Annotated in this window: 15 protein-coding genes and 1 pseudogene; 8 read left to right on the plus strand and 8 right to left on the minus strand. The window is 55.1% G+C overall.

Features of this window, described 5'->3' with window-relative positions; genetic code table 11:
* Nucleotides 1-97 precede the first annotated feature (97 nt).
* Entirely contained in the window at nt 98-1,162 is a 1,065-nt protein-coding gene (locus NL510_RS04245) for an iron-containing redox enzyme family protein (protein WP_436298987.1), read from the plus strand.
* Nucleotides 1,163-1,200: 38 nt separating this feature from the next.
* Here the strand turns inward: NL510_RS04245 and NL510_RS04250 are convergent, their stop codons facing one another.
* The 8 genes from NL510_RS04250 to NL510_RS04285 form a co-directional block, all read right to left on the minus strand.
* Entirely contained in the window at nt 1,201-2,427 is a 1,227-nt protein-coding gene (locus tag NL510_RS04250; RefSeq protein WP_253381854.1) for a nucleotidyltransferase family protein, read from the minus strand.
* Entirely contained in the window at nt 2,424-3,497 is a 1,074-nt protein-coding gene (locus NL510_RS04255) for an aminotransferase class I/II-fold pyridoxal phosphate-dependent enzyme (RefSeq protein ID WP_253381856.1), read from the minus strand. Before NL510_RS04255 ends, NL510_RS04250 begins: the two co-directional genes overlap by 4 nt.
* Nucleotides 3,491-4,525 (minus strand): alkaline phosphatase family protein, encoded by a 1,035-nt coding sequence (locus NL510_RS04260; protein WP_253381859.1) that lies wholly within the window; start codon nt 4,523-4,525, stop codon nt 3,491-3,493. Before NL510_RS04260 ends, NL510_RS04255 begins: the two co-directional genes overlap by 7 nt.
* Nucleotides 4,522-6,648: an FAD/NAD(P)-binding protein gene (locus NL510_RS04265; RefSeq protein WP_253381861.1), complete on the minus strand. Its 2,127-nt coding sequence runs from the start codon at nt 6,646-6,648 to the stop codon at nt 4,522-4,524. The genes NL510_RS04260 and NL510_RS04265 overlap by 4 nt, the downstream gene beginning before the upstream one ends.
* A 14-nt stretch (nt 6,649-6,662) precedes the next feature.
* Entirely contained in the window at nt 6,663-7,595 is a 933-nt protein-coding gene (locus tag NL510_RS04270) for a putative PEP-binding protein (protein WP_253381863.1), read from the minus strand.
* Between the two features lie 28 nt (nt 7,596-7,623).
* Nucleotides 7,624-8,274, minus strand: a complete 651-nt coding sequence (locus NL510_RS04275) for a dTMP kinase (protein ID WP_253381865.1) — start codon at nt 8,272-8,274, stop codon at nt 7,624-7,626.
* Between the two features lie 48 nt (nt 8,275-8,322).
* Nucleotides 8,323-9,591 carry a tRNA lysidine(34) synthetase gene (locus tag NL510_RS04280; RefSeq protein ID WP_253381866.1) on the minus strand — a complete coding sequence of 423 codons (1,269 nt, stop codon included), beginning with the start codon at nt 9,589-9,591 and terminating at the stop codon, nt 8,323-8,325.
* Nucleotides 9,592-9,700: 109 nt separating this feature from the next.
* Complete coding sequence (locus tag NL510_RS04285; protein WP_253381868.1) at nt 9,701-9,910, minus strand: hypothetical protein; 210 nt, start codon at nt 9,908-9,910, stop codon at nt 9,701-9,703.
* 485 nt (nt 9,911-10,395) lie between these two features.
* Between NL510_RS04285 and NL510_RS04290 the strand changes: the two genes are divergently transcribed.
* From NL510_RS04290 to NL510_RS04320, 7 genes and pseudogenes are all read left to right on the plus strand, one after another.
* A complete protein-coding gene (locus NL510_RS04290; protein WP_253381870.1) occupies nt 10,396-11,349 on the plus strand; it encodes a hypothetical protein in 954 nt (317 codons plus the stop codon).
* Nucleotides 11,334-11,672, plus strand: coding sequence for a hypothetical protein (locus tag NL510_RS04295; RefSeq protein WP_253381872.1), 339 nt, complete (start codon nt 11,334-11,336; stop codon nt 11,670-11,672). Before NL510_RS04290 ends, NL510_RS04295 begins: the two co-directional genes overlap by 16 nt.
* A complete protein-coding gene (locus NL510_RS04300; protein ID WP_253381874.1) occupies nt 11,669-12,841 on the plus strand; it encodes an MFS transporter in 1,173 nt (390 codons plus the stop codon). Before NL510_RS04295 ends, NL510_RS04300 begins: the two co-directional genes overlap by 4 nt.
* 14 nt (nt 12,842-12,855) lie before the next feature.
* Nucleotides 12,856-14,493 carry a M28 family peptidase gene (locus NL510_RS04305; RefSeq protein ID WP_253381876.1) on the plus strand — a complete coding sequence of 546 codons (1,638 nt, stop codon included), beginning with the start codon at nt 12,856-12,858 and terminating at the stop codon, nt 14,491-14,493.
* Nucleotides 14,471-14,677, plus strand: coding sequence for a hypothetical protein (locus NL510_RS04310; protein ID WP_253381878.1), 207 nt, complete (start codon nt 14,471-14,473; stop codon nt 14,675-14,677). Before NL510_RS04305 ends, NL510_RS04310 begins: the two co-directional genes overlap by 23 nt.
* On the plus strand, nt 14,670-16,106 hold the full coding sequence (locus NL510_RS04315) for an amidase (RefSeq protein ID WP_436298993.1): 1,437 nt from the start codon (nt 14,670-14,672) through the stop codon (nt 16,104-16,106). The genes NL510_RS04310 and NL510_RS04315 overlap by 8 nt, the downstream gene beginning before the upstream one ends.
* Nucleotides 16,075-16,182: pseudogene (locus NL510_RS04320) on the plus strand (phage baseplate assembly protein V); the annotation flags it as partial. The gene NL510_RS04315 and the pseudogene NL510_RS04320, both read left to right, overlap by 32 nt.
* Nucleotides 16,183-16,480: the final 298 nt, after the last annotated feature.

Below are 16,480 nucleotides of genomic sequence, written 5' to 3' on the forward strand. Positions count from 1 at the left end.
CTCATTTTCACACTTTGATACATATATGTAACATTTATGTTGCATGCATGTTGTCGCCTGAGTAAAGTCGAAACCCTGGGACAGTGAGGGGTTAATCATGATAAGCAAAAATGCGTCTTTATCGGTAATTGACAGAGAATTTGCCTTAAAGTCTGAAAATAAATTAGATACATTATTTCTTCAACTGATTGATAGTAATGATATTAACTCGATTCTTGAACTGCGGCCTCAGCTAACGCAGCAGTTAATGCGTCTGGCGTCACAAGCGAGTCTTGCTGCCTTTGAACATCACGATGACGAGGCGCTCCGCCAGGTCCATCAGACGCTTTTCTACGCTTACCACTCTCATCTTGCCGAGCCGCTCTCCTGTTCAAGCCGAAATCAGTACCATCCGGTATTGTTGCAGGTCCGTACTTTCCTGGAGTCGCAGTGGCTATATAGCGAAAAACGCCGCGCCAGAATGCACGCATTGTCGTTATCTGCCCAAAATATTATTGCCGAACTTCACCTGCTGTGGAAAAACCACGCAGTGTCATCGCATGCGTTGTTTGATTTTCTTGAGCATGAGGCCAATAGCCAGCAGCTTTACTATTTTTTCAAAAGCGACAGTGCGTTGAATTTATTGTTCTTCGATCTGGTGGCGATGACCCTGGTGGGCTCTTTCCCTGAAACGCGGGGTGAAATAAGCCAGAATTTATGGGATGAGATTGGCCAGGGTAGTAATGAATTTACGCACGTAAATTTGTATAAAGATTTACTCCATCGTCGCGGTATCGATCTGCCCGACGATCACTATACCCATCTGTATGACTGGCAGGGCCTGGCAGGCTATAACCTGTTTATGATGGGAGGGGTCACACGCTGTCATTACTATAAACTGATTGGCATGATGGCGATGACGGAATTGCTCGACCCGTCGCAATATGAAAAGCTGGTTAACGGCAGCCGTCGTCTTGGCCTGTCGGCGCGAGATGTGCATTACTACAGCGAGCATATCTCTGTCGATGTCGATCACGCTGATGGCTGGCTTAACAACGTTATTGTTCCCGTCGCGCAGCGTTATCCTCAGGCGCTGGAGGAGATCTACTTTGGCGCCCGGTTACGTTTGCAAACCTGTCAGGACTATTACGACAATTTGCTCAAAACGCTAAAGGCGTTGTAACACTCATGCGCCGGGGTCGCCCGGCGCAAGTGTATGTATTATGGCTCCGGCTCGGGTGTCAAAGGGATAGGCGATGAGGCGAGAACCGACTGTAAATACGCGATCTCTTCATCGCTGAAGACGCCCACGCCGCCCAGCAAGAAGGTGCCTGCTGGCGTCATTAGCAGCCTGTAACGCCCCTTTTTCACCTGCTGCAACGGCTGTGGATGGGGATTGATCAGAATGCCGTAAATCGGGATGGCGAACTGCATAGCCAGACCAATGGCCCAGGGTCTGTCGAAAACACCGAAGATCCGCAGCAAAACGTCGGCTTTCTGGCAGGCGCTATCGAGACCTTTTCGTAACCGATTACGCCAGCCAGCCGTGCCCGATGTCCCCCGCGTACGGACCCTTTCCTCAAGCTGAACCAGCTCGTACGGAGGCGACTGGTCGAAGCGGACAAAGGCCGCAATCAGCTTTATGACCTGCTCGCCAAGGCCCGCATTCGTCAGGGCCGTGGCCAGAGCGTTAAGTTGATCCTGGTCGGTGAGCGTCATGCACAGGCAGTAACCATCATAGAGATCCCGCAGCATGCACTCCGGGCGTGTAGCAAGCTCCATGAAAAATACGGTGAGCATCATCGGGGTATCTGGCACGCAGAGCGCAAGCTCCCCGAAGCGTTTTTCAGTGGCATGCGCGCGCAGCGCAAGCCAACTGAGCTGGAGGTTATCATCGACCGCAAACTGACCGATATGCAGCTCAACGCCGCCGTCTTCATTTCCCTCCCGATGGATAAAGCGGGCCAGCCCCTGCCAGCTTTTCAACTCCTTGCGCCATACCAACTGCGTCATAAAGGGCAAATGAAAGCCATTATTGAGCAACTGGGTGGCTATATGGCAGAAGGTAGTGAAATCAGCGACGACCACATCCAGGTCTTTTGCGAACCGATCCATTTTTTCAGGGTAGAGGATCTCATGACCAAAGCCCTTCATTAACATGGCGTTGGCGCTTTGGCTGAAAGGGGCGGCGAGCCGTAGCGCGGCAAGCCAGCTGGAACGCTCAAGCGCGTGGGTGTGCAACATCGTTTGATACTTTTCCGGCAGCGGCGAGGCCTGATACTGCTGGTAGAGCGCCGCGACGTGCGGCAGAATTTTATGCCTAACGGCGCGTTCAAGGCCGTGTTGCCACTGTTCCGCCGTCAAGGCTTGCGCCTGCTCGCCGGCATGCTGAGGATCAAACAAAAAACGGCATAACAGCCGATCGAGGGTAGCGTGCGTAGTTATCATCGCGTGTGTTCCTTCAGGGCCTGTTCGAGGCGCTGCATTCTGCTGGCCTCCAGCGGGACGCTGAGGCGCAACAGGGTGGTAGAGGTATCGGCTTTCTGCCAGAAATGGTGCTGTTTTCCACCAATCCCCAGTCTTCGCAGTGCGGGCTCTTCGCCTGAGGGGAGAAAAATATAGGGCATGGCTTCGCTGGAGGGGATCACCGGCCAGCCGGAAAATAGCCCGAGCGCGGCTTGTTTCTGCTCCTGGATTCGCGCTCGCAGCGCGAGGGTACTGTCTTTAGCCATCAGCAGAGCGTAGGTGATCCGCAGCGTTAATGACGGATTTAACAATGGCGGAATATGTTCCCGGAGTATGTTTCTGAGCGCCGGGGAGGAGAGACAAAATCCCATCCGCAGCCCGCCCAGCCCCCAGGCTTTTGACATGCCGCGCAGTACGATGAGGTTTGGCAGACGGGCCAGCAGATGAACCGCGCTACAGGAGGGTGCAAGGTAGTTGGCATTGGATTCATCAATCAGCAGCCTGATGCCCGCGCTCGCCAGCGCGTCCCCCAGTTCATAAATGCTCTCAAGGGACGTGACTGCGCCCTGCATAAGCGCGGGGCGCTCCAGGAAATAGAGATTGCTATCCAGGCTGCTGGCCTGCCGGACGCTTTCCGCCACCGTCGCGGATGAGATGCGTTCTGCGCGTCGCCCGGAGTGGGTTAACCACCAGGGAAAGTCCGGGTAAACCTCACTGGCGATGGCGACGTGCCGCCCGGCGCTCAGCGCGGGCAACGTGCTCAGCAGTTGAATGACTCCGGCTCCACAGGCCAGCGCAAAATCCTTTTTCTGAATACCAAAATAGTGGGCGATGGCGGGCGCAAGGCGCTGTTCCCCCCAGGGGTCGTCAACGGCGTAATGCCAGGTCGCAGGTAGCAGACCCTCAATTTCCTCCTGCAGGCTGCGCGTAATCAGGCCGTTCAGGGAGGGGGTAATAAAATCCCGCTCATCCTGCGTCCAGGCCAGATTTAACCGCTCGGGCGTATCATCAAGCTTAAGATGGCGGTAGGAATCAATCGCCCGGTTTAACATTGCGCCTCCCATACGGCATAAAAGACGTCGAGTTCGTCCGGCTGGCGTGAGCCGTGTTCATACCGGTAGCCTGGCGGGGCGATAAACCGTTCACCACGCGCAATCAGGAACAGATTGCCCGCGCGGGCAGGCACATCATCCAGTTCTGCGGCGGGAATGACCTCGGCAAACTCTCCCAGGCGGTCGGTCAGGGCATGCTGGAATTCGGTGAGCCTGGTACCGGGAACATAGAACCAGCGCGTCAGCCCGGCCCCCCCCATGGTGGCATCGAACCTTTCGCACAGCAGGGCAATCTGTTGGGCTACCTGCTCGTCGTGAAGAACGGGCACCAGGCCATGATCGGAATGTGCGATGGTATCGTAGCCCCGCTGCGCCAGCCTGACGGCGAGCTCATCTATACCCTGCAGAAATGCCATAACGTAAGCGTCATAGCCCTGCGTATGGATGTAATGATCGACATCGATAAATATCCAGACCAGGCTCGGGGTGGCTGCCCGCCGGAGCGCGCGCTCAATTGTGGTTTCCAGCGCGTTGAGAATGACCCAAACCGGCTGTGGCGGCGAAAGGGTAAAAAAAGCGGTTCGGTCGATAATTTCTGCGCCATCCAGTAATGCGCGCGTCCAGGCTCCTTCAATGGGGAGCAGATCGCCGATCGCGGCTTGCGGGAGATAACCGCAGCGGCGCGCGTCATGGAAAATGTTATCCGTAGGGATTGCCAGCGCTTCCCCCTGATACTGGCAGAGATTGATAAGCGAATCCGGTTGGTGGTTGTGCCTGAACACGACGCCGGGAATACCGTGTTCTTTCACGCCGAGCCCGGTCAGGCTGCTGAGCCAGCCGGTGGTGGAGGTGGTGGGAAAAACCGCCTGCCAGCGTTCAATGACCGGCGTTTGCCACAGGGGGTCAACCCGTTTACCGGGGATGCCATCCAGGGCAAACACAATCTGGTGCGTGTTGCGCGACATGCGCGCCATTATGCGCTCACGAAATTGCCGCTGGCTTACGCGCGACGCTGCTTGTGCTGTCATAGTCGCTCCGTTTCGGTTACCGGCTGCGTGCTTTCTGCCATCTGGGCCAGCAGATCGGTGGCCCAGTTATTGACGGCGCTGAGAATAGCGCTATTGGTGTCGGGACGTGCGGCTGCATTCTGGAAAAAACAGAGCCCTTCAGCCGGTGCCCCCAGAAACGTTAATCGCCTCTCAAAGTGGTTTTGGTCATCGACAGGATGAAAGTCGCGCGTGAGATCCAGGGCGCCGGGGATAAAGCGCGTCCCGTCTGCGCCACGATTTTCCCACAGGCGCGCCAGCCCGGCGGCGAGCAGGGAAGGGTAGAGAGGATTACGTTGCCGACGCGCATCGAAGGGGTGTAAACGGGCGCAGCACAGGTGGTCTACCCGTTGCTGATAGTGCCGACCCGCGAGCCGGTAACCGCGAAGCGGGCCGCAAGCGCGGACGCGGGTTCCGCCAGGGGCGATCGTTACCCGTCCACAGGCAATCAGGCAGCCCAGCTTCTCCATGGCTTCTGTACCTGCGCCATTGGACAGGCGGTTATAGTGGGAGAGCCAGTGGCGGATAAAATCCTGCTGCGAGGCGGGCGTCAGGCCGCCAAAATCGGTGGCTGCCGAGAAGACGGGGCGTAAATCGCGCCAGACACCGTCGCAGGCGGCCTTCAGGGGGTTAGAGAGATTGCCCTGTGCGGCAAAGGCCAGATCGCGCGCCAGTGCGTCGAGTTGTTCCGCTTTGCCAGGCCGTTGCCTGCGCGCGCTGGGGTAAAAAATAGCCTGCCAGTCGAATTGATGGTGATAGATATTTTGGGCGTGACGCCATTTGATCTCCTCCCGGGTGAGCGCGCGCAGGCGCTCAATGGCCTGCTCCGGCGTGACAGATTCATCCGTCAGCGTGCAAACATACGCGGCTGCCGCCTCCTGAACGGCCTGGCCCGAGTGGACGGTGCCCTGACGGGCCAGGCTCAGCGCGTGTGCCATCTGACGAAAATGGTCGCCCCAGAGTGCCATCAGCGTGTCAACATCGTACCGGACGTCCGGGCCCGTATGCGTCAAAAACGCCTGATAATGTGGCGCCAGCGCCGCGCTGACGTTCTGCGCGAACCGCTCGCCGAACAGGGTCCGGTAATAGATCCACGCCATTTCCAGTACGATTAAGGGAAAAACATCCTGCCTGAAATCGAGCTGCCGACAGACGTTACCATCGCGCAGCACGGTCGACCGACCCCGGTGACGCCGCAGGGAAGCGATGGCCTGTTCACTAAAAAAGTGCGGGCGGTGCAGATCGTCGGCGGTTTTTTGATTGCGCGCCCGGGCGGTATAAAGCTGGCCGCTTCGGCTCAGGGCGATAATTTGCACCGGCTCATGGCCGCTGGCTTGATAACGCAAAGGACCCCGCGCCGTGCGAACAAAACGACCTCCCCGTCCCTCCGTCAAATGCAGGCAGATGTCGATGGCGGTGAGGCCCATACCGCTGAGGGCGATGCGGCTACCGGCGTCCACGCTGTCCAGTTGATCCAGCGGATAAGCGTATGACGTATAGGTTAAGCCGCGTTGATAACGCGCTTCAGCCGTTTGCCAGTGGGCGCGGCAAGGGGTATGTCCGGTCACAAAGAGCGCATAGTCGGCGCGCAAACCTGCCGGTAACCCTGGGGTATGCAGCAGAAAAGCAGGGGGATCGCGCGTGACGCGCGTGACCTCTTCTGCATGCGTCGTTACCGTTATGCCGGGCAGGGCTCGCAGGGCGTCGGCGTAAGTATCGAAATAGTCGCGCAGCGCCAGGCCGTGTAAATAGCGATGCGGCATGTCATGGGGCTGTAAATCAAAACGGGCGTCGCCCGTCGCGTAAAAACGCTGACGACACCAGTGATAAAAGTTAAGGCGCAGCGACGCGGGAAGCAGGGCGTTTGCCATGCTGACGGACTCATCGGCGGCAAAGGCGATTTGATCGACCGGGCGGTTCAGATAGCAGCTTTTGCTCTGGCGATCGCTGTGCGCCATCCCTGCGCCAAAACGTCCTGTGTTATCAAAGATGTGAATCGAGAGCTGACGTACGGGCGGGCAGTTAGTCAAGAGCGCCAGCAGACGCTCCAGGGCGTACACTGCGCGCGGACCGCCGCCGACGATTGCCACCACCACGTTATCCATACGCTTACCTTCCGTTACGATTTGGCTTTTTGGTGCCAGTGCAGGCCCTGAATCGTCATTGAATTGGTGTCATTGGCGACATCCAGCAGAGACTGCGCCCACAATCTTAGGCGTTTGCTGTTATCCTGCTTTTTGAAGTTCAGCATAAAGTCCATATCCTGATACCCGGAAAAACGGTCGCCAAAAAAGGCCGGGAAGGAGGAGTAATGCACGGTAATGGCATCCATCCCGGTTTGTCTGGCAATATCCAGGAATTCGGGCTTCATGTAGCCGGCAATGCTCAGGCGTCCGTTGCTTAGCGTCTGGCGCAGGGTTTTAAGCATGCCGATAATCGCCGGATGGTTATGGCGATCGAAACCGCTTCCGCGGCTGGCGCCTACTACCAGGCTACTGAGATCGTTCATGCCGACGAGGAAGTTTTCCAGACCGAGCCGCTGGATATCTTTGGCGTGCCACAGGGCGGCCGGCGTTTCCAGCATGCATGACACTTTATTGGGGAAACTGAAGCGGCGAACATAATCCATGCCAAATTCGATCTCTGACATTTCGCAGATGTAGGGAAACATGATGTGCAGATTTTTATGCTTCCTGGCGAGGGTGGTAACCACGTCAAATTCCAGATCGAAGGTGCGTGGCAATGCCATCGCACGACGCATTCCGCGTAAGCCGATAGTCGGAAACTCTTCTAAAACGTACTCGTCATAGCCTTCCAGCATATTAATTTCATTCGCTGGCGCATCGATAAAGCGGTACCAGACATCTTTATCCGGGAAGGTTCGCAGAATGTTTTCGATATACGTTTCCATGATCTGACGCCCGTCGGCAGCCGTCAGGTATTTTCCGGCGCGGCGAAAAATATACTCACCCCGGAGCAGACCCACGGCCGAGACTTCCTCATAAATACGCGCGTCGGGGAGTTCGCCGCTCAAAGAGACTTCTATTTCCATAACTGGCTCCTGATAAAATACTATTCTGTCAACGTGTGGGCTTGAAGGTGGCGGCGATAGCCTGGGTGATCGCCTGGAAAACCTCCGTCACGGGCTTCTTACCGTCGATTCGCGTCCAGTTTTGTTCCTGGCTCTGTCTGCGCAAAATACGGTGTACTTTGTTCATCTGCTCCAGGAAAAGGGCGTCGCTACAGTCGTGCTGGTTACCGCACTCGTAGGGGGCATGGGTTTCATCGTTTTGCCTGCGCCAGGTGAGGGTGGTGTCCGGATCGACGTCGAGGAATATCGTCAGGTCGGGTTTGGGGAAAATGCTGGTCAGGTTAGTCAACCATTGCTCATCAAGGCCCAGCGCCGTCTCGGTAGCGACATGTTTTTGCCAGCCGCCGTCCAGGATCACAATCTCATTGTCCTGAACCGGCTGGTGGCAAAGCGGGATGGCAAGCAGGTTAAAAATAAACAGCGCCCGGCTGGCTCCGCGCATATCCGGCACGATCTCGTACATCAGGGTGTGGTAGTCGCAGCCAAAATAGCGCGCTTCAGGGATGGCGGCGATGTTGAGCGCATCCCTTTTTGAAAGGGATCGGACGGGCAGAGAATAGTGGGCTTCCAGCCAGGGGATGACCTGACGCAACTGGGTTGATTTACCGCTGCCGTCGCATCCCAACACATTAATTAACATAAAAACCTCAGGCTGATGTTGTCCCGGCGCGGTGCGCCGGGGCCGGGATTAGTGCTGCGTGCGCAGAATGTCCTCTGCCTGCTCGTCCAGGCTGACGCCCTGGGCATCGTTGAGCATTTTTTTGAACTGATGCCGTAACGCCAGCGGGACCAGGCGCTCTACGTAAAAACCGAGCTGTTCATCCAGGTGGTACTCCACCGGGTCCTGTTCTGCCAGCAGGGAGAGCCCGCGAGCCATCTGCTCCGGAAAGCCCGGGTAGCCCGACTGCAGGGTATAAATGACGCTGTAGTACAGGTTGCGTCCCAGTGAGAAGCAGGGATAACGCGCTTCGTAGTTGTCGAGGGAGTATTTAGGGAAACAGCCGTCGATTATCCGTTTTGGACACATCCACAGGGGCATGACCAGCGTCATATCGCCAATTTTGCGTGCGGGACTGGAGGCTGGTTTCAGGCCGGTCGTTACGCGATAGAGATTTTCACACAGCACATCTTCGAGATTCAGGCCGGTGCTGATGTAGGTGGTATTTAACTCGCGCGCATAGCGGGTCAGAGAGAGGCGAATCAGCAACGTGCCGAGAAACTCAAAATCGTCGCCGACAAAATGCCGCTCAAAGCGGTCGATAAGGCTTTCTCCGTCTGACGGGATACCCAGCAGAGATTTCACTTCCGTTTCGTCAAAGACCTTAAGGTCAAGCTGGTATTTTTCACACAACGCTTTGGCGCGCGGCACGCCTTTATCCCAGTCCGGGATCCCCATAATGATGACGGGATGAACGTGCACATAGTCGCGGATCAGGCTCAGACCGTGCAGCATAGCGTTACTGTCACCGCCGCCGCTGACGCCCACCACAAGGTGCGCCCCTTTCGGCAAATTCTCTTTAATGGTATCTGCAACCCGCTGGGCAATAATCGACTGGCACTCTTCCGGCGTCAGTTTTTTCAGATAACTTTGGGCGCTGGCGTCGCTGTTTTGTAAATCCTGATAGATGTATTCCGTTGACTGTTGCTCGTCCTCTGACGCCGGGACGATGCGAAAATTTTCAGGCGAGAATTTAAAAGGATTAACGTTGCGATTGAAGTAAAGCAACAGTTCATCAGCGTTAAACTCAGACATTCTCTTTTCCAGGCCGGAGCAGAGGTGCAGCGTTTCGTCATCTTCATTACGCTGATAAATAGAGACCGCCGACCATGGAACGTTATTGCGGTTGAGGACGTCAATTAAGCGTTCATCTTTATTACTGATAAGCTGCTGGCGTCCGTGTGCCGTGACAACAGAGATGGCAGGTCCCTCTGTATTTAAAGATAACTTTGCTGACATTGCATCACCTCGCATTACCCTGAAGAGTAAGTCGTTATAGGATTATTAGATTATTGGTTAAAGATGTGTGGTTAAAGTAAGGCCACACGGGAATGTGGCCCTGGTTTTTTTACTGTGCGCCGGTTTCGCAGCTGGCACCGCAAATAGTTTCAATTCCGTGTCGGGAAGCCGGAATAAATGCGCGGTTAGCACGCATTGATTCCAGCTCGCTGACGGACAGGTCTGCATACTGCTGGTGCGCGCCGTGTACGATCAGATTTACAGCTTCATTTTTCAGGTTGAAATTATTGCTTGGATTCTGTTTTAAAGCAGTTTTCATTCTCACATCCTCATTTGAAAGTGGAATACCCGTTAAGCTACATATGAGAAACAATCATTAAACATTTACGTAGCAAGGATAGTTATATCCCTGTCGAATACTTTGTCAAGCAGGAATGTTACTGATGGGTATCGCTGTTTTGTCTTTGGTGGTGGCGCGAGAATGGCGGTGTGTTGCCTTTTCTGATGCTGTATCGTTTTTTCAGGTATTTGTGGTGATACTAGTTGGTAACTTTTGTTTGACAATTGTTATCGGTGTGATAAGACTAAACTCCTGTTCATTCTCAAAACCGCGAATGAACGGAACGTAATGCATAAACCTGAATATCTTTTAAGGAGAGTCGTTATGAATACGAAGAAACTGAAAAAAGTACGTCGTGGTAGTGCAGCGTTGTAATCGTTAATAACGCGGATTAGTGGCACAGGGATTTGTGCCATTAATTATTACTAAATCTTATCGTTGTTGCCTTTCATTAGGGGCTGCTGATGATCTATTTACCCTCCGATGTAAAAATACAAGTCCGTGGTCATACATTTTTATTCTGTGTTTTCGAGCAGGTATTCGAAATAAGTTTCGATGATGAAATACAATATATCGCGGCACGACAGTTAGCAGATGCGTTAGTCAATAATGGGCGAGCCGAGCGTGATGAAACCCCTTTTTGTGAATATCTCCTGGAAAACAACCTTGTTTTTGAACATACCGGTGATTTTGCTCCCGTCAGTGAACTGGGGAGCACCGGAAATGCGTTTTATAACCGTTTGTTTAATATCGTCAATAATCAGTGGTTGTTGGAACGAGGTGAAACCCCGCTGGCGCTGGCGCTGCTGGAGCCTGAAAAGCACCGAGTTCTGCTGCTGGGCTGGACGCTGGAATATTTCCACGTTACCCGGCTGGCCATTACCTCGCTGATTGGGATATTGGGGCACAATTTCTCGCCGGCGCTCGCCGCGCTGGCCCGGGATTTTGTCAAAGAAGAGCTGTTCCATGAACGTATCATGGCTAAAGCTTTCCTTGATACGCCCTGGGATGAAGCCCAGGTGTTTGCCTCGCGCCCGCTTCCTTCAACGCAAGCCTATATGGATTTTCTTAAGGACATTGCCTTTCGTCGTCCTCACTCGTTTTTTGCCAGCCTGTTTTTCTATGAAGGTGATGACGAAGATATGCTGATGTTCTCCGAGCGCATTCCCGATATTCCCGGTTTTCGCCGGATACGTGACAGCCATCTGGCGCATGCGCGTATTAATGTTCAGGGCGATCATGCCGATTTTTCACGCCACTACTTCTCGCAAATCTCGTTGCTAACCGACGAACAACAAAACGAAATTCTGGATGATATGGCGTATCTCAATTTCCTGTTTTACGACATGCAGGATGAAATTTATACGTTTTATCGTGATGAACAGGCGGTGGAGGAGCGGCTATGTATCAATCAATGATGTTTCAGATGATAAGCCTTGGCATTGCAATAAACGCCGAGCCACTGGTCGATTTGCGCGGCGTGTGGAAAAGAATGACGCTGCAGGATGGCATCGAAACGCCGCTGAATTTTCAGCAGCGGGCGATTGTCACCCGCGGGCGGATCGCCATGCTCGACGGCGAGGGACGCTTTTTTGCCTTTTTGCACACGGTCTGCCAGTCACTCCCCGACTCGCCCTGGCGGCATGAGGTGAGCGAATTACTCGGACAGGCGGATTTACCGGTGTTTATGGAAGATCGCGCGTTTGTTGCGCACTTTATGAAGGATAGCACCGCGTCATGACCCTGTTGATAATCATTGCCATGCTGAAAGCAGTTGCCGAGAAAATCAGTAACTTTATTTTGCCGTTATGGGCCTTTCAGCAGACTCAGTCCAACGATTTGATGAGCTATGTACGCATGTTTGAATACCTGCCTTTTATGGTATTAGGGTTCATTATTGGCGCGCTGGTGGACAGAGTGGGCAGTCGACGTGGTTTTACGCTAGGAACGCTGGGGCAGACGGCGGTGCTGGTGGTGCTGGCCTGGCACGGCGCGCCATCACCGCACCTGCTTTTCCTGCTGGTGTTCGTCCTGATGGGAATGACCTATTTCGCAAATAACGCGCTCATTGTACAGTCCCGCGCTGCTTTGCCTGATAACCGACTGATCGCTTACAACCGCTATACCAACATGGTGACCAACATCATGGAAAGCGCAGGGCCTGCCATAATCGGCGCCCTGCTGCTGCTGTTGAGTTATACCCAGGCGCTGCATTTTTCCTGGGTGCTGCTGTCTGTCGCCCTGTTGCTAGGGGTTATGACCTTCAGACGTCCACCAGTAAGCGAGAAAAAACCGTTTATCCCCGATGTGATTTACGGCTTTCGTGCCCTCTACCGCCTGCGCAATCTTTGGGTTTTATCGTGGTGGACGGCCTTTGCCAATGCCGTGATTGTCGTCTCTGAAGTGGTGGTGATGTATTGTGCAAAATCGACATTTGCCTTCAGCGATTTTCAGGTTGGAGTACTTTTTGCGATCGGTGGGCTGGGCGCAATCAGCGGCTCATGGTTGTCGGAGTATATCGAGCAACGCGTGGGTGTGATGCGGGTGCTGGCCTACAGTATTCCCCTGATTGGGCTTGCCTATCTTTTCACCAGTCTTCATGTCACCCCTGTTACGCTAGGCGCAATGCTGTTTTGTGAATCTTTCCTTTTCTCACTCTACATCGTCTGCGTTCGAACCTACAGGCTGGTGGTGGCCCCGGCGGGCGATCTCGGCAAAATTAACGGCATCACCGGCAGCATCTTCAAAATGTTTATCCCCATTTCGCTGACGCTGTATGCCCTGTGGGGCAATCAGGTCCCGACAGGCGCGGTGTTGGGGATAATGGGGGCGCTGTTCGTCTCGGGTTCGATAGCATTAGTGGCTTCCAGCGTGCTCAGGATGCAGGAAAAATTGTCGGATAATTACTGACCACGAGGCGAAGCATGACGCAGAAATGGCTTGAGTGGGCGTTGAGTGCAAGTAATGAAACAGAGATGCTCGACGTTATTTATAAGCTTGGCGAGTTCGACCGGTATCAGGCTTCTCAGGGCATTCTGGCCGCGGCGAGGTTTGTCTCCCGGGCAGCAAAAGAGGGCGGGATGGGCGATGTCGTTATTCATCCTTTCACGGCCGATGGCTCCCGCTGCTGGTGGGATTTCCAGGCGCCGATAGCCTGGACGCCGGTAAAGGCGACGCTGTCTCTGCTTCATCCGCCCTGCGTGCTGAACCACCAGAGCGAACCCTATACGTTAGCCACCTATTCCGCAGCGGCGTGCGGACTGTATCCCTTGGTCTTTCTTGATGAGGTTAATGACCTCAGCGGGAAAATTGTCCTTATCCCTGCGGCGCAGTATCAGCCTGCTGGTCTGCTGGCGCGCCTCAAGCAGCGCGGCGCTGTGGGGTTTGTTACCGATGCGTTTGCCCGTTTTGACCCTGACAGCGGCCGTTTTTGGCGTGGGCGTCTGGAGTTGCCGCCCGGCTGCGAACTCTTTGCCTTTAGCGTGCTTCCTCAGGAGCTGCGAAACCTGGCTGACGGCGAAACAGAGGCGCACGTTGAGATCGTGATTGATGATAAGGCGACCATGCCCGTGGTGAGCGCGTCGATCCCCGGTATGCCAGAGGAACGGGAGATCTGGGTAACGGCCCACCTGTGCCATTCGCGCGCCGGCGCGAACGATAATGCATCCGGGGTGAGCGCCTCGCTTGAGGTGGCGAAACTGGCGCAGCGTTGGGTGAAAATGTCCGGGACGCTGCGTTATCCCCTTCGCTTTATCTGGGGGCCTGAATTTCTGGGCGTGGCAGCGATGCAGCATAAAAGACGTCATCTGCCCGGACCGATTGCGGTCATTAACCTGGACATGGTGGGCGAAGATCCAGAACGTTGCGGATCGCCAATGTGCGTTGAGCTTCCCCCGGCCCGGCTAGCCTCTCCGCTGGGGGAGATGGCTAAAACGCTTATGCAGACGGTTTTTGCCCTGACAGCCGGGTATCCCGGCTCCTGGCTGTGCATGCCTTTCCACGGGTTTTCCGATCACGCGCTGTTTATGAACCACAGCGATGCGCAGCGCAACTGCCCGGCGGTACAGCTTTGCCACATCAACGACCGGTTCAACCATACGGCGGCAGATTTGCCGGATAAAGTCTCTGCGACAGAGATGAAGCGCACGGTCGCCGTGACGCTGGCGCTGATTATGCAACTACAGGCGTTGGAACCAGAGCAAATTATGCCTCCCCGCCAGGCGCTTGCTCCTGAGCACGGCGGCGTGACGGGGCGCTGGGCGGGGCCGCTAAATCTCAGGGGGCTTATCCAGCAGTTGCACAACCCACTGCGACAGTCGATTGAGACGTTGATTGCACGGGACAAACGCTACCTGGCGCTTTTGCACCTTTGTGCGATTGGCGCAGACGGACGCCAGCGGGAAGCGCTGGTACGGGAATCAGCTAATACGATAGGGCTGACGCTCTCTGACGAGGCGGCGGTAGCGCTCTTCGCTCTCTTTGAGGCGTCTGCGTATTTTCAGGTCTGCACAGCAGGTCATATTCCGGGGGACGAACCATATGGATCCACAACAGCTCTTTGAATGGTGTATCGCGAAAGAGAATATCGACGTGCCGCCAGCCTGGCGTGCGGGTACGTTACAGTGCGTTATCGACCTTCGTCATGCCGTGGCGCAGATTAGCGCCTGCCGTTTTGATCAGACTGAACCTGCAAACGGCTTTTTCCCTGAGAATATCGTCCACCATTATGAGGCAATCCGTGAGTAAGGCCCTTCATCTTCTTCCCCTGGCCGAGTTGGCGCGGCTGTTGCAGCAGAAGTTACTCACTTCGGTGGCGTTGACGGAGCATTTTCTGCAACGCATTGATCGCTTCAACCCAACCCTGAACGCATTTATACAGGTAGACAGAGACCGGGCTTATCGCGACGCACGCCGCGCCGATGACATACTGGCTAAGGGAACACACGGCAGTCCATTAACAGGCATACCTTACGCGCTAAAGGATATTTTTGACGTTGAAAGCGAGCCAACGACCTGCCATTCGCATTTGATGTTGCAGCATCGTGCCGCGCGAAGCAGTACCGTGGCATCCCGTCTGGCGGCCTCCGGCGCAGTCTATTTGGGCAAACTGGCGACGCATGAGTTTGCGCTGGGGGGCCCCAGTGACGAGCTGCCTTTTCCTCCGGCACGTAACCCCTGGAATACGGCGCATTTTACCGGAGCATCTTCCTCGGGGGCGGGGGCTGCAGTCGCCGCTGGGCTGGTGCCCATCGCCCTCGGTTCAGATACCAGCGGATCCATTCGCGGTCCGGCCTGTTTATGCGGCGTGGTTGGGTTTAAGCCCACCTATGGGGTTGTCTCCCGGGCGGGGGTGTTTCCCCTTTCGTGGACGCTGGATCATTGTGGGCCGTTAACGCGCTTCAGCGATGATACCCGCCGGGTTTTACAGGCGATTGCCGGATATGATCCGGCCGATCCGACGACGGTCACCCGTAAACTGGATTTGTCTCCCCGCGCTGTAACATGGCCCAGCCACCGCATAGCCTGGCCACGGCATCTGTTAACGGATAACCCCCATACCGACCCGGCGTTGATTGCCGCAATGGATCGGGCTGTCGGTTTTCTGACTGAGGCGGGAGCACGGGTCGAAGAGGTGAGATTTAGGGACTTTTCGCTGTTTAACGCGTGTGGTCGCATTATCATGGCTGCAGAGTCTTTTGCTGTCCATCAGCACAACCTGCGCGAACGAGGGGCTGAATATGGTCGCTTCACCTTTCAGCGGATCCTCCCCGGCGCGACAATTTCGGCGGCAGAGTTGCTGGATGCGTTACGCTTACGTACAGCGCTGACGGGCTGGCTGAACGCTGAGTTATTTCCGCGTTACTCCCTGCTGCTCTTTCCCGGCACGCTGCGGGCCGCGCCGCACTTCAATGAATTCTCGCAGGACTGGCCCCCGGCCAGCCATGTGGTGCCGACGCAGACCATCCCCTTTAACGTGACGGGGAATCCTGCTCTGAGCTTGCCGTTGGGGCTGACGGAGGCAGGATTACCCTTGGGTCTGCAGCTTGTTGGCAGACTGTTTGATGACAGCCTCGTGCTGGACGCGGGCGAGGCGATGGAGAAGTGGCTCGCCATGCCCGCGCTGAGCGACGACGTTATGCTGCGCCCGCACAGGGTGGTGCCCGTCACCGGATGAGCAGGTGGTGGTATTAAGCATGGGCGACAATCTGGAAACTGCTTTTGCATTGCCTGCTATTTACTCCAACCAATACGGCTTTACTCATAAGCTTGATGTATCCCTCTGATTGTCTGGGTACAGGGTAAGCCTTTTGCAAGTGACGGGCAAATGCAGTTCGGAACCGGGAAAAACTCCAGCGGTGAGGTTAAAAATCGTTATAAAACAGAAGTTTAATGTATGGTTGATGTCGTAATTTATTGTTTTGAAGGGAATAAATATGAAGACATTATGTTTTTCGCTGTACACAGTACCGGGGCGCATCAGCATTGCAAGATACGCGCTGCGCAATACCCCTCAGGGTACCGGATGTATAAAGTGCTCGCGCCCGGGTC

The sequence above is a fragment of the unidentified bacterial endosymbiont genome (assembly GCF_918797525.1).
Classification (GTDB): Bacteria; Pseudomonadota; Gammaproteobacteria; order Enterobacterales; family Enterobacteriaceae; genus Enterobacter.

What these genes read in the sequence shown, in the direction of transcription:
- NL510_RS04265 (WP_253381861.1), bottom strand. Translation starts at nt 6,648, where the DNA reads ATGGATAACGTGGTGGTGGCAATCGTCGGCGGCGGTCCGCGCGCAGTG.
- NL510_RS04295 (WP_253381872.1), top strand. Translation starts at nt 11,334, where the DNA reads ATGTATCAATCAATGATGTTTCAGATGATAAGCCTTGGCATTGCAATA.
- NL510_RS04285 (WP_253381868.1), bottom strand. Translation starts at nt 9,910, where the DNA reads ATGAAAACTGCTTTAAAACAGAATCCAAGCAATAATTTCAACCTGAAA.
- NL510_RS04270 (WP_253381863.1), bottom strand. Translation starts at nt 7,595, where the DNA reads ATGGAAATAGAAGTCTCTTTGAGCGGCGAACTCCCCGACGCGCGTATT.
- NL510_RS04250 (WP_253381854.1), bottom strand. Translation starts at nt 2,427, where the DNA reads ATGATAACTACGCACGCTACCCTCGATCGGCTGTTATGCCGTTTTTTG.
- NL510_RS04300 (WP_253381874.1), top strand. Translation starts at nt 11,669, where the DNA reads ATGACCCTGTTGATAATCATTGCCATGCTGAAAGCAGTTGCCGAGAAA.
- NL510_RS04245 (WP_436298987.1), top strand. Translation starts at nt 98, where the DNA reads ATGATAAGCAAAAATGCGTCTTTATCGGTAATTGACAGAGAATTTGCC.
- NL510_RS04310 (WP_253381878.1), top strand. Translation starts at nt 14,471, where the DNA reads ATGGATCCACAACAGCTCTTTGAATGGTGTATCGCGAAAGAGAATATC.
- NL510_RS04305 (WP_253381876.1), top strand. Translation starts at nt 12,856, where the DNA reads ATGACGCAGAAATGGCTTGAGTGGGCGTTGAGTGCAAGTAATGAAACA.
- NL510_RS04275 (WP_253381865.1), bottom strand. Translation starts at nt 8,274, where the DNA reads ATGTTAATTAATGTGTTGGGATGCGACGGCAGCGGTAAATCAACCCAG.
- NL510_RS04255 (WP_253381856.1), bottom strand. Translation starts at nt 3,497, where the DNA reads ATGTTAAACCGGGCGATTGATTCCTACCGCCATCTTAAGCTTGATGAT.
- NL510_RS04290 (WP_253381870.1), top strand. Translation starts at nt 10,396, where the DNA reads ATGATCTATTTACCCTCCGATGTAAAAATACAAGTCCGTGGTCATACA.
- NL510_RS04280 (WP_253381866.1), bottom strand. Translation starts at nt 9,591, where the DNA reads ATGTCAGCAAAGTTATCTTTAAATACAGAGGGACCTGCCATCTCTGTT.
- NL510_RS04260 (WP_253381859.1), bottom strand. Translation starts at nt 4,525, where the DNA reads ATGACAGCACAAGCAGCGTCGCGCGTAAGCCAGCGGCAATTTCGTGAG.